This window comes from Microcoleus harperi Pol14_C6 (assembly GCF_036701295.1).
GTDB lineage: Bacteria > Cyanobacteriota > Cyanobacteriia > Cyanobacteriales > Microcoleaceae > Microcoleus.
This window is the reverse complement of sequence record NZ_JAUBQN010000006.1, coordinates 73,185-86,857: the sequence shown is the minus strand read 5'-3', so window position 1 is coordinate 86,857 and position 13,673 is coordinate 73,185. Positions and strand designations below refer to the sequence as shown.

General features: G+C 47.0%; 8 protein-coding genes. 7 read left to right on the top strand and 1 reads right to left on the bottom strand.

The annotated features are described in order from the left end of the window. Nucleotides 1–313 precede the first annotated feature (313 nt). On the bottom strand, nt 314–2,230 hold the full coding sequence (gene mnmG, locus QUA27_RS06990; RefSeq protein ID WP_333067151.1) for a tRNA uridine-5-carboxymethylaminomethyl(34) synthesis enzyme MnmG: 1,917 nt from the start codon (nt 2,228–2,230) through the stop codon (nt 314–316). A 568-nt stretch (nt 2,231–2,798) separates the two neighbouring features. Here mnmG and QUA27_RS06985 point away from each other — a divergent pair. From QUA27_RS06985 to QUA27_RS06955, 7 genes are all read left to right on the top strand, one after another. Further along, a complete protein-coding gene (locus QUA27_RS06985; RefSeq protein ID WP_039887994.1) occupies nt 2,799–3,128 on the top strand; it encodes a hypothetical protein in 330 nt (109 codons plus the stop codon). 198 nt (nt 3,129–3,326) lie between these two features. Next, entirely contained in the window at nt 3,327–4,856 is a 1,530-nt protein-coding gene (gene psbB, locus QUA27_RS06980; RefSeq protein WP_333067150.1) for a photosystem II chlorophyll-binding protein CP47, read from the top strand. Nucleotides 4,857–5,000: 144 nt separating this feature from the next. Continuing rightward, entirely contained in the window at nt 5,001–5,096 is a 96-nt protein-coding gene (locus tag QUA27_RS06975; protein WP_006635641.1) for a photosystem II reaction center protein T, read from the top strand. A gap of 194 nt (nt 5,097–5,290) precedes the next feature. Continuing rightward, the gene (gene nrdR / locus QUA27_RS06970; protein WP_333067245.1) at nt 5,291–5,848 is read left to right on the top strand and encodes a transcriptional regulator NrdR; all 558 of its coding nucleotides are present in this window, start codon (nt 5,291–5,293) and stop codon (nt 5,846–5,848) included. Between the two features lie 266 nt (nt 5,849–6,114). After that, nucleotides 6,115–7,191 (top strand): 30S ribosomal protein S1, encoded by a 1,077-nt coding sequence (locus QUA27_RS06965; RefSeq protein WP_333067149.1) that lies wholly within the window; start codon nt 6,115–6,117, stop codon nt 7,189–7,191. A 373-nt stretch (nt 7,192–7,564) separates the two neighbouring features. After that, the gene (locus QUA27_RS06960; protein WP_333067148.1) at nt 7,565–8,974 is read left to right on the top strand and encodes an adenylate/guanylate cyclase domain-containing protein; all 1,410 of its coding nucleotides are present in this window, start codon (nt 7,565–7,567) and stop codon (nt 8,972–8,974) included. A gap of 233 nt (nt 8,975–9,207) precedes the next feature. Then, nucleotides 9,208–13,431 carry a chemotaxis protein CheB gene (locus tag QUA27_RS06955; RefSeq protein ID WP_333067147.1) on the top strand — a complete coding sequence of 1,408 codons (4,224 nt, stop codon included), beginning with the start codon at nt 9,208–9,210 and terminating at the stop codon, nt 13,429–13,431. The last annotated feature ends 242 nt before the right edge of the window (nt 13,432–13,673 follow it).

Sequence of the window (13,673 nt, the reverse complement as noted above, 5' to 3'; positions counted from 1 at the left end):
CGATGATTGCTCAATATCTACAATATACTGGCAGAATTTCATCAATTAGAGTTGACATTCTGCCAGTTTTCCTTGTTTTTGGCGTTGCTGAATACAGGTATAAATTCAAGATTTCGGAAGTTTTCTAAGCCCAGTCGGGTGAGTTTTGTAACTTCCGATAAAAGTTGATTCCTACCGTGAATCAGCAAAGCCTAGAATCTATATCCATCAATATGAAAGCCGCCGCACAAAATAGTGGTTCCACAATAGTCACACTTTTTCATACTGCTATTTCATAAAATTCAAGGGAGCCTTGAGACACCTCTAGTTTAGCTTATTTACCAACACCCGCTGGCTGCTGACGGTTTCGCACTTCCAGAAAAATCAACAAAGCATTAACATCAGCCGGATTTACCCCACCAATTCTGGCAGCTTGGCCAATCGTCAGCGGTTTCACCTTGGCCAACTTTTCCCGCGATTCTTTGGAGAGAGTTGTAATTGCCATGTAATCCAAATCAGCAGGCAATTGTCGGCGTTCGTGTTTGGCAATGTCATCGATTTGATTTTGCTGTCTTTGCAGATAGCCGGAATATTTGATGTCAATTTCTGCACCATCTTTCTCAGCCAACTTCAGACTAGAATTGCCTAAATTGTAGCGTTCCAAGTCCACATAATGAAAACCAGGACGACGTAACAAATCAGCCAGAGTAATTGAACCTTTAATTGCTTGTTGAGTGTCCGCAAAAATTGCCTTGCCAACTTCCTCGTGCTCTTTCACCCGCGTCGAGTACAAGCGTTCCTTCTCTGCCACAATATTAGCTTGTTTGCGATCGAATAACTGCCAGCGGCGATCGTCAATCAAACCAATTTCCCGTCCCAGCGGCGTCAAGCGTTGGTCAGCATTGTCCGATCGCAATAATAGCCGATATTCCGATCGCGAAGTCAACATCCGGTAAGGTTCCCGCAAATCCTTCGTACACAAATCATCGATCAAAGTGCCGATATAACTTTGCTCGCGAGGAAACACAATCATCTCCTGATTTTTCGCAAACCTGGCCGCATTAATCCCCGCCACAATCCCCTGTGCCGCCGCCTCCTCATATCCAGTTGTACCGTTCACCTGACCCGCGCAAAACAGCCCTTCTATCTTCTTAGTCATCAGCGTGGGAAAGCACTGAGTAGCAGGCAAATAATCGTACTCCACAGCATAAGCAGGGCGCATCATCTCGCACTTTTCCAAACCCGGAAGAGTCCGCAGCATTTGCAATTGCAAATTTTCCGGTAAACCAGTAGAAAATCCTTGGATATAAAGTTCAGGAATATCTCTACCTTCGGGTTCAATAAAAATCTGGTGACTTTCCTTATCCGCAAACCGCACAATCTTATCTTCAATACTCGGACAATAGCGTGGCCCCTTCGCATCAACCCAGCCGCCGTAGACTGGAGAAAGGTGCAAATTGTCTCTAATTAACTGATGAGTAGCTGGCGTAGTTCGAGTCAAATAACAAGGCATTTGTTCCCGTTCGACCCAAACTTCTGGATCGAAACTAAACCAGCGAACCTCTGCATCTCCCGGCTGCGGTTCTAGGTTGGTATAATCCAGAGTACGCTTGTCAACTCTTGCCGGAGTTCCTGTTTTTAACCTGCCTGTTTCAAAGCCCAAACGATTGAGAGTTTCCGTCAAGCCAAGGGCGGCAAATTCTCCCGCACGTCCGGCGGGCATCGACTTATTGCCCACCCAAATCGTGCCACCTAAAAAAGTGCCTGTGGTCAGAATTACTGCTTTGCATTCAAAGGCGACGCCGAAGTATGTTTCAACTCCGATTACTTCTTCGTTTTTACCCAAAACTAAGTCTGTTACCATCGCTTCCCGGATGGTTAAATTCTCTTGATTTTCGACAATATTATTCATTACAGCGGCGTATTCCCGCTTGTCAGTTTGTGCTCTCAGCGCCCAAACTGCGGGGCCTCTCGAAGCGTTGAGGACGCGCTTTTGTAAGTAGGTGCGATCGGCCATTTTGCCAATTTCCCCGCCTAACGCATCAACTTCGTTAGTAAGTTGGGTTTTAGCCGGGCCTCCGACAGCCGGATTGCAAGGTTGCCACGCAATTTTGTCGAGGTTGAGGGTGAGGAGAAGGGTGCGACAGCCGAGGCGAGAAGTGGCGAGGGCGGCTTCGCAGCCGGAGTGTCCGCCACCTACTACGATGATGTCGAAACTGTCTTGGAATTGTACTGGAGTTTGTGCGGTCATGGTCTGCGTTTGAGCGGCAAGGACTCGTACTTTATTTTAGCAGTAATGTTGATCGTTTTGGGATTGGGTTTTTGGCAAAAATATTCATGGGGGATTTTTAACCGCAGATGAACGCAGATGAACGCGGATGGATGTCTGGTTTAATCTGAATTTGGCTGGTTGATTAGGCTCAAATTCAGGCAGATTAATCAAGATTAACATTATGCTCGATAATTCGATCGACAGCCAGCGACCAAAAGAGCAAAATTACCACAATTTTGTTAGGGCTATAATACACATTTGGATAGTTAGAACTTTCTAACCCAAGAGAGCCGCTGTGACGAGTATTCCTCCTCGAAATGCTGGGAACTGCACTCAACTTGAAAAACCTAAGATTGGAGGTTTTGCCGATTAGCCAGACCGAAACTTATCTGACAATTCTGTAGATTTACCCCCAACAGCTTGCAGATTACCTACATCTTCTCTACTCTTCTTTTTTCTCGTCCTTGGCGCCTTCGCGGTTCAATCATTCCGTACTGTTGCAGTTTTGCGCTATGTTAGACAAAAAAATCTCAACAAGCGTACACAAGTGAAATACTTCTTCTTATCCGACGGCTGGAAAGTAGGGCGCGTCTGGGGGGTAGGTGGCGAGTGGAGTCACGCCGCCTGGAGGCGGGCGCCGGACATCCAACAGCTCAACCTCTGTCTTTCCGATCGCAACGAAAAAATGTGGCTCTACCGCGTAGAAGACGCCGTACTCATGGTAGAAGTCCAACCAGCAGTCCGTCCCGATCCCGCCGATCCTGCCAAAAATATCGGCAATGTCACCCTCACCAGACTGATCGATGCCGAGCAAGTCCTCGAACGCCTCGGGACGATCGCCGCCCGCTGCGAAATGGGCAACCCGCAACTAATGTAATGCTCAACATATTGCAATCGGTTCTAACACTCGATACACTTCTTTAAATAACTTTCATTTTTATGCCTCCACCTGTGAAGGTAGATGGCAGTCGGCAAAAGGCAGAGTTTAAACCCTGCAGGTAACTGCTGCGGATTCAGAATCTGATTTTTCCGTAAAAATAGACATCATCACTTACACCTTGGAGAACCGCAGTCAATGGGACTACCCTGGTATCGCGTACACACAGTCGTCTTAAATGACCCAGGCCGATTGATTTCTGTACACTTAATGCACACTGCCCTCGTGGCAGGTTGGGCCGGCTCAATGGCCCTTTATGAACTAGCAGTTTTTGACCCCACAGACCCAGTTCTGAACCCAATGTGGCGTCAAGGGATGTTCGTGTTGCCCTTCATGACTCGCTTGGGAGTTACGGGTTCTTGGGGCGGTTGGAGCATCACCGGCGAAGGTAACGTCGATCCGGGCTTCTGGTCCTTTGAAGGCGTCGCCGTCGCTCACATCGTTCTCTCGGGCCTGCTGTTCTTAGCAGCAGTTTGGCACTGGGTATTTTGGGACTTAGAACTTTTCAGAGACCCTCGCACCGGTGAACCAGCCCTCGACTTGCCAAAAATGTTTGGCATTCACCTGTTCCTCTCCGGCTTGCTCTGCTTCGGCTTCGGCGCATTTCACCTTTCGGGACTTTTTGGTCCGGGAATGTGGGTGTCCGACCCCTACGGCCTGACCGGTCACGTCCAGCCAGTGGCGCCTTCTTGGGGCCCTGAAGGCTTCGATCCCTTCAATCCGGGCGGCATCGTGGCTCACCACATTGCAGCGGGCGTAGTCGGCGTAATTGCCGGTTTGTTCCACTTGACAGTGCGGCCGCCGGAACGTCTTTACAAAGCCCTGCGGATGGGGAATATCGAAACTGTACTTTCTAGCAGTATCGCTGCCGTATTCTTCGCAGCCTTTGTGGTTGCAGGTACGATGTGGTACGGTTCTGCTGCGACTCCGATCGAACTTTTTGGCCCGACTCGCTATCAGTGGGACAGCGGCTATTTCCAACAAGAAATCGATCGCAGAGCTCAAGCTAGCTTGGCCGGGGGCCAAAACTTCCAAGAAGCTTACGAACAAATTCCTGAAAAATTGGCTTTCTACGACTACGTGGGCAACTCTCCTGCTAAAGGCGGTTTGTTCCGGGCCGGCGCGATGGTCAACGGCGACGGTATTGCTAAATCTTGGCTGGGCCATCCAGTATTTACTGATAGCGAAGGTCGGGTATTGTCGGTTCGCCGCCTCCCCAACTTCTTTGAAACTTTCCCAGTAATTTTGACGGACAAAGATGGGGTCGTTCGCGCTGACATCCCCTTCCGCCGTGCTGAATCAAAATACAGCTTTGAACAAAGCGGAGTTACCGTCAGCTTCTACGGTGGCGAACTTAACGGTCAAACCTTTGATAATCCTCTAGATGTTAAAAAGTTTGCTCGCGCTGCTCAAAAAGGTGAAGTGTTTGAATTCGATCGTGAAACCTTGAACTCTGACGGGGTGTTCCGCACTTCGACTCGCGGTTGGTTCACTTTCGGACACGTTTGCTTTGCTTTGCTGTTCTTCTTCGGCCATATCTGGCACGGTTCTCGGACAATCTTCCGCGACGTGTTTGCTGGGGTTGAGGCTGACATGGAAGAACAAGTCGAGTGGGGCTTGTTCCAAAAACTGGGCGACGTAACCACCAGAAGAGAAGAACCTCTCTAAATTTCGCCAGCCTCTGGCTAGGGGGGAAACTTCCCCGCTACACAAAAACCCGGTTTCTTGAAGAAACCGGGTTTTTTTTAGTTAATAATAAAACCAGCAATTAAGATAAAATAATACGGCAAGGGAAGATAGGGAAAATTTAACATGGAAAGCGTTGCTTACATTTTGATTCTGGCTTTAGCCATAGGCGTACTATTTTTTGCGATCGCCTTTCGGGAACCTCCCCGGATTGGCAAATAATTAGCTATACGCCTCCAGCAAGTCCAAAATATCTTGAACCGGACTGCGGTTAGCCCGCATCATAGTGATCTAATTTGGTGCGGGACTATTTCACCGCTGTGTGCTAAGTGATTTTTCTAGTCCAGCCATTCATCAGACCCCAGGCGGTTAGATGAATGGCAATTTGCTGGCAATGCCTGTTAAAATCAGCAATCATGCGCTGTTCCTCCTGCCAACACACAAATAGCCGCGTTCTAGAATCGCGTTCAGCCGAATCAGGTCAAAGCATCCGTCGGCGGCGTGAGTGTTTGAGCTGCCAGCACCGCTTCACAACTTACGAACGCATAGAATTTGTACCGATTACGGTGATCAAGCGGGACGGCAAGCGCGAATCTTTTGACAGGTCAAAATTAGTCAGGGGATTGATTCGCGCCTGCGAAAAAACAGGTTTGTCTTCCGGGCATCTCGAAACTCTAGCCGAAGAAATCGAGGCGCAACTCCAAGGTCGATCGCTCCGAGAAATCGCCAGTTCAGAAATAGGGGAACTGGTGCTGTTGCACCTGCGGCCGCTCAGCGAAGTCGCTTATGTCCGTTTTGCCTCGGTATATCGGCAATTTCGAGGCATCCGAGATTTTGTAGATACCCTAAATCACCTTCAGAATCCCCTCAACGAAGCTGAAGTTACAGCAACTGGGACAAATTTTGACGCAGATTTGCCGGATTTGGAAGCAGTCGATCGAGAAAGCCCAGCATCCTGCGGTAGTCCCAGCTAAGCTCGCTTAAATTAATTTTAAACCAGTATGCGGGTAAGTTATAATAGTCTACTTGACTCGGAATGTTAAGATTCAACGTTTTAACACAGAGTATGGAGTAACAGTAATGGCAAGCGCTGGTGTGCAGTTGCACCTGGCAAAAGTTAGCAAAAACTGACTTTAGTAAAAGATTTTGAAAAAAGTTAATCGCTTTTTCACCAAAATCTCTAATATCTGCCGGCACAAACGAAAAACATGAAGGAGAGAAATCCTAGGAAACTATTCGCATGGTCAATCTCAAAACCACAGTCAAAGACATCGGCTTTACTCACGAAGATTTTGCAGCCCTACTTGATAAATATGACTATCACTTTAGCCCGGGCGATGTAGTAGCGGGTACAGTTTTTAGTATAGAACCCAGGGGCGCTCTGATTGATATCGGTGCTAAAACAGCAGCGTACATTCCCATTCAGGAAATGTCCATCAATCGAGTGGAAAGCCCTGAAGAGGTATTGCAATCAAACGAAACCAGAGAATTTTTCATTCTAACCGATGAAAATGAAGACGGACAATTAACCCTGTCCATCCGGCGCATCGAGTATATGCGGGCGTGGGAAAGAGTGCGACAACTGCAAGCAGAAGATGCCACAGTACGATCGCAAGTATTTGCCACCAACCGCGGCGGCGCACTCGTGAGAATAGAAGGCTTGCGAGGCTTTATTCCCGGTTCTCATATAAGTACCCGCAAACCGAAGGAAGAATTAGTCGCCGAAGAATTACCATTAAAATTCTTAGAGGTAGACGAAGACCGCAACCGCCTAGTTTTGAGTCATCGTCGCGCCTTAGTTGAGCGCAAGATGAACCGCCTCGAAGTCGGAGAAGTGGTCATCGGTACAGTACGCGGTATCAAGCCTTACGGTGCCTTTATCGACATCGGCGGCGTCAGCGGCTTGCTGCACATCTCGGAAATTTCGCACGATCACATCGATACGCCTCATAGCGTCTTCAATGTCAACGACGAAGTGAAAGTGATGATCATTGACTTGGATGCCGAGAGGGGCCGGATTTCTCTCTCCACCAAGCAGTTGGAACCGGAACCGGGCGCGATGGTCAAAAATCGCGAATTGGTGTACGAAAAAGCTGAGGAAATGGCAGCTAAGTTCCGCGAGAAAATGCTGGCTCAAAAGCAAGCTAAAGCAGGCATAGACATTCCTGTAGACTCCATCGATGCTGATGATATCTCCGACGAACTCGAAGACGTACCCTCAGCAATGGAAGAGGATCTGCCGGAAGCAGCACCCGAAGCAGCACCCGAAGCAGTATTAGATGTAGAGGAAGAAATCCCTCCTGCGACGGAAGAATAACATCGCAGTTTGTGTGATTAAAAGAGGGAATTTTCCCTCTTTTTTTTTGATTTAGTCATTAGTTATTAGTCATTAGTCGCTGCTGGGTAGTTGACAATTCCCAATTCCCAATTCCCAATTCTTAATTACCGAAATTTAATATATTTCTGTAGAGCGATGCAGTGATAGCTCTTTGAATTAATACAAGTTGCAGATCGCTCTGCCTAAATAAACATGGCTTTCATGCTGCTAATTTGTTAAGATTTATAAACATCAGGGACATTCGCACAGGTGAAAACCATCCAAATGCTGAGGCAAGAACAAAGCAGAGAAGCAAAGTATACAACAAAATGCTTATAAATTTCTTGCCCTGATGCTCTGAGGCAAGCCGATAATGAACATCGAACTATTAAAAGAAAAATTAGAACAGCTAAAAAAACGTCCCAATTGTAGCAAAGGAACGATCGACCAAATCGAAAAATGGTTAATCGGTTCCCACATTTTGCAGAGATTGCGGATTAACCCTTACTACGTCGCAGGGGATACAGTCAAGAATATTAAAAGAATTACTTCGGAATTTCTGCACGGAGTAAAATCCGGCGCCTTCGACTTGCACTGGGATATTCACTGTCCCCACTGCAACATGATTACAGAAGAATTTAAGGACTTGGCAGACACATCAGAAATGTCTTTGTGCCCGATGTGCGAGCGCGAGTTTAAAATTGATTTGCTCGATCGCGTCGAAGTTACTTTTTCCCTAAACAAAGAAATCGAAGACCCGCAACTGCGGCCCGTCTGCGCTCCCCCTCCCGTACTCCAGAGCAAACTGCAACTGGTAACGCCTTTATACTGCACCGAATCCGAGACTGTCACCTTAGAAGAAGGTAGATATCGTTACTGCTGTCCCCTGACTTTAGCTAAAGGGATTTTAAAGGTTGAAGGCGAAGAAACAGAAGAAATACAAGAAATTAAACTCCAGCAGTTAGCCGGGCCAGATTTTGACAAAAAAGAGCTCGCCGTGCGTCCGGGAAAAGTTAAGATTGAACTAACTAATACCGAGCACAATTTGTCCGGGTTGATTTTGCATTCAGATGAATTGCCCGATGAATTGACAGTAGAACAACTGCCCCTGCGGCTGTCAGGAATGCAACTGCTTCATCACCCGGATTATAAGCGTTTGTTCGGCGATCAAGTAATATCGGAAAGAGAGCGAGTAAAGATTCGGGCGATTACTATTATGTTTACTGATATTACTGGTTCTACCAGAATGTACGAAACACTTGGAGATACTAAAGCTTACAATATTGTGCGCGACCATTTTGAAATTTTCTTTGAGTCGATCGAGAATTTTGGCGGTAAAATAATTAAAACCATCGGCGATGCCGTCATGGCTTCATTTATCAGCAACGAACAAGCAATTATGGCGGCCGTCGGTGCTGTGGCCCGTTTCAGAGAATACAATTCAACTCGGCAACAAACAGAGTGGATTCAAGTCAGAATTGGTATTCATCGAGGTACGGCTTTGCTCGTAAATCTTAATAATTCGATCGACTATTTTGGTTCCACAGTTAACAAAGCTGCCAGGATTCAAAATCTTTCTAAAAGTGACGAAGTTTCGTTTTCCGAAGATGTTTACAGCGACCAAGCATTTTTGACAGCATTAAAAGCTGCTGGAGTGTCCGAAATTCACAAACGAGTTGAAGATTTAAAGGGCATACAAGGGGCACAAGTCACCTATACTGCTAGAATTAATACGGAATCAGTAATCGCACTTTCTGCTAAACTGGTTGCCGAAAGAAGCTAAGCAGGTAAGCAGATATACTACTTAGTTATTGCCAGCCTCTCGTTGCGATCGTCCCGACAGCAGATAGAGTTCTTCGATCGCCCTCAGAGCATGGCTGCAAAAGTTTAGCTCATCCTGAAGCGACTGCCGTTATAATGGCAACCTAAGCTCTGATAAAAATAGTCTGAATTAATCAGCCGCACGCTTACCAGATATGTTGGCGGCTCAATAACTGAAGTCGAGGACTTCACATCATGACTTCTCCTCAATTATCTCCAGAAAATACACCCGAACCGATCGCACCACCCGCCCTCGACATCGAACAATCAGCAAAAACCGATGCCCCCTTTCCCATAGTTGGGATTGCCGCCTCAGCAGGAGGGTTGGAAGCATTCACGCAGTTACTGAGCAATTTACCTGCAGATACGGGTATGGCGTTTGTGCTGATTCAGCATTTAGCCCCCGATCACAAAAGTCTGCTGAGCGAGATTCTCGCGAGAACGACGCAAATGCCTGTTAATGAGGTAAAAGACGGCATAGCTGTAGAGCCAAATCAAGTCTACGTTATTCCGCCCAACACCAAGATGGTGGTATCTAACGGCGCGCTGAAACTATCGCCCCGCGAGAAGATTTATGGTAAATATATGCCGGGAGATGCGTTTTTTACCTCATTGGCAGTCGATCGCGGACACAAAGCAATCGCCGTAGTATTATCCGGGGGAGACGGAGACGGTTCACTCGGGCTCAACGCCATCAAAGCAGCCGGAGGCATGACTTTTGCTCAATGTCAAGACACGGCAAAATTCGATAGTATGCCGATTACCGCTGTTGCCACAGGCAATGTCGATTTCGTTCTGCCACCGGAAAAAATTGCCGAGGAATTGGCAAACTATAGTCGCAATCCCCTTCTCACTGGTTCGCTTCACCTAAGAAAAGTTGAGGAATCGCCCGAAGAGGGAGAGGCCTTGGCAAGTATTTTTGCGCTGCTAAAATCGACCACCGGCGTAGATTTCAGCCACTACAAACCCACTACGCTCGCTCGACGCATCCAGCGGCGGATGGTGTTGTACAAGCTCGAAAGCTTGGATGATTACGCCCAACACCTCCGACAAAATTCGGCTGAAGTCAAAGCTTTATATGAAGAAATCTTGATCCACGTTACCAGTTTTTTCCGCGATCCCGAAGCCTTTGAAAAGTTAAAAGAGCTGGTTTTCCCCACGATTACCCAAAATAAATCGGCCGAAACTCCGATTCGGATTTGGGTGGCGGGATGTTCCACAGGTGAAGAAGTTTATTCGATCGCCATTTGCTTGTTAGAGTTTTTGGGCGATCGAGCTATCCAGCCACCGATCCAGATTTTTGCCACGGACATTGGCGAACACGCGATCGGCAAAGCGAGGTCTGGCCTCTACTCAGAAAACCAGATGGTAGATGTTTCACCAGAGCGACGTACTCGCTTCTTTATTGCCCAAGAGGAAGGTAGCTATAGAATCAGCAAGGCAGTCCGCGAACTCTGTATATTTGCCCGACAAGACTTAGGCAGCGACCCGCCTTTTTCCAATCTCGATTTAGTTAGCTGTCGCAATGTGCTGATCTACTTGGGAGAGTCATTACAAAAAAAAGTGATGCCGATTTTCCATTACAGTCTTAACCCAACGGGCTTTCTCCTGTTAGGCACTTCTGAGAGTACCGGAGAATTTTCCTACTTGTTTACTTCAGTGGATAAAAAGTGTAAAGTTTATGCGAAAAATTTGACTGCGAGTTGTCCCACTTTTTCGTTTACGCCGAGTTCTTATCCCGTCGCTAAAGCTGCTCAACAGCAGGGAGCGAATGAAGAAAAATTAATGAATAGCTTTGACTTACAGCGAGCAACTGACCAACTGATTGTGAATCGCTATTCCCCACCAAGTGTGGTTGTCAACGAGCAGATGAAAATCATGCAAGTGCGGGGAGACATCGATCCTTACTTGAGAGTGGCAGCCGGAACGCCGGACTTAAACTTGCTGAATATGGCAAGGGCAGGCTTGCTGGTTGAGCTTCGCACCGCGATTTATCAGGCACAAACGCAGAACGTAACCATTAGGAAAGAAGGGGTATTGCTTGAATCGGGCGGACGATCGAGTCTCGTCAATTTTGAGGTGATCCCCTTCCGGCCACAGGCAGTCGAAGGACGCTACTTTTTGGTGGTATTTGAAGATGGTTTACCGCCGCTGCTTAACTTGAGTACCCTCACTTCTGAAAGCTTCGAGCAAGCTGATTTAGTGCGCGAAATTGAGCTGCGGAGGCAGCAACTTGCAGTCGCTAACCAAGAAAAAAATGCCGCTCAAGCCCAACTGCAAGCGGTTATCCAGGCTCAGGAAAGTCTCAACCAAGACCTCAAAGTTGCGAACGAAGAAATCCTATCGAGCAACGAGGAGTTGCAAAGCACCAATGAGGAATTAGAAACTGCCAAAGAAGAGATTCAAGCCACTAATGAGGAACTCACTACCACTAACGAGGAACTTCGCAGCCGAAATATTGAACAAAGCCTGGTCAATAACGATCTGATAAATTTGCTTTCCAGTATCAATATCCCTATCTTAATGCTGACAAACGATTTACAGATTCGACGTTTTACGCCAACGGCACCGCAAATTTTTAGTCTGATTCCCACAGATGTGGGACGACCCTTTAGCGACATCCGATCGACTCTGAACGTGAACGCTCCCGACTTGGAACAGATGATTTTGGAGGTGATTGATACTCTCCAGACGAAAGAACAAGAAGTTCAAACTTTATCGGGATATTGGTACAACCTCCGCATTCGTCCTTACCGGACAACGGAAAACCTGATTGACGGTGTGGTCATGGTTTTGATTGATATTGACGCGCTCAAACGCAGTACCAAAACCTTAGAGGCAGCACGAAATTATGCTGAGGCGATCGTGGAAACTGTGCAAACGCCTTTAGTGGTGCTAGATGCTAATTTTCGAGTGAATAAAGCAAATCGAGCCTTCTATAAAACGTTTCAGATTTCATCCTCAGAAATAGCGCAATATTCGCTGTTTGAGCTAGGAAACGGGCAGTGGAATATCCCCCAATTACGATGGATATTGGAAGATATTCTGGTTAGCGATGTTCAGCTTCAAAACTTTGAGTGGGAGCACGTTTTTGACCAGATAGGGCAAAAAACTATGCTGCTTAATGCTTGTAAACTTCAACAAGAAGACCAAGCTTTAATGATTCTGTTGTCGATCGAGGATATCACCGAGCGCAAGCAGTTGGAGATACTACGATGGCAGTTATTGGAGCAGGAACAGTTGGCCCGCCAACAAGCAGAAAGTGCTAACCGTGCTAAAGATGAATTTCTCGCGAATCTCTCCCACGAACTCCGCAACCCCCTGACTCCGATCCTGGGATGGGCACAAGTCCTGCGCTCCGGCGTGCTTAAGGAAGCAGCGGCTAATCGCGCTCTAAAAGTGATCGAGCGCTGCGCTAGGACGCAATCTCAGTTAATCGAAGATATCCTGGATATTGCCAGGATTACGAGCGGCAAGCTCGCTCTTAATAGCAGTTTGATGGATCTGGTTTTGGTGGTGCAAGCTGCGCTGGACGGGGTTGAATTATCAGCGGAGGCAAAAAATATTGAACTTGTTTCGCAGTTGAGCGGTGCGACTGTTTTAGGTGATGCTGCTCGCTTGCAGCAAGTTGTGTGGAATCTTCTGTCTAATGCCATTAAGTTTACTCCTGCGGGGGGACGAGTAGAAGTCACGCTGTCGGCGATCGAGAATCAGGCTCAACTTCAAATCAGCGACACGGGAAAAGGCATTCGGCCCGACTTTTTGCCGTATATTTTCGATCGTTTCCGTCAAGTCGATTCCAGCATCACTAAGCGGAATCAAGGGTTAGGATTGGGTTTGTCGATCGTGCGTCACCTGGTTGAATTGCACGGAGGAACGGTGCAAGCCGAAAGTCCCGGTGACGGACAAGGAACTACACTGACTGTGAGATTGCCGTTGCGATTGTTGCCTCAAGAGTTGACTTCGGCAATCAATTTAAAGTCAACTGTTTTGGTAGGGTCTTTAAACCCCTCAAATGATACCGTCCCGTCTCTCGAAGGCTTGCACGTTTTAGTTGTAGACGATCAGATCGATACCCGGGAACTCTTAGAATTTGTGCTAGAAAGCTACGGGGCGGAGGTTTCGACGGTGGAATCTGCCAGAAGTGCGCTCGTTGCTATGAAGGAAAACCCCGGCAGATATGACGTACTAATCTCGGATATCGGAATGCCAGAGGATAATGGGTATTTCTTAATTCGAGAAGTGCGAGCTCTTGCAGCAGAAGCCGGAGGAGAAATCCCAGCCGTTGCGCTAACTGCTTATGCGAGCGATCGAGAACGCTCTAGAGCGATCGAAGCCGGTTTTCAAATGCATATATCCAAACCTGTCCAGCCAGATCAAATAGCATTAATAGTTGCCAATTTAGCGGGAAGATATTAATTTTTTTGGAGTTTAGATTTATGATGTTTGAGATTAAATTAGGCAGTTAAAATCTTGTCCCCCCCCTTATTAAGGGGGGCTAGGGGGGATCGGATTCTATGGGGAATCATAAAAAATTGGTATTACGTAGAAACCTGTTTTTTCTGCAAAAAAAAATCGCCGACAAAAAAAATATAAAAAAACAGATTTATTCCGTATTTTTACATAAATCCTATAATCGCTATCACACTGCGCCTAATCCT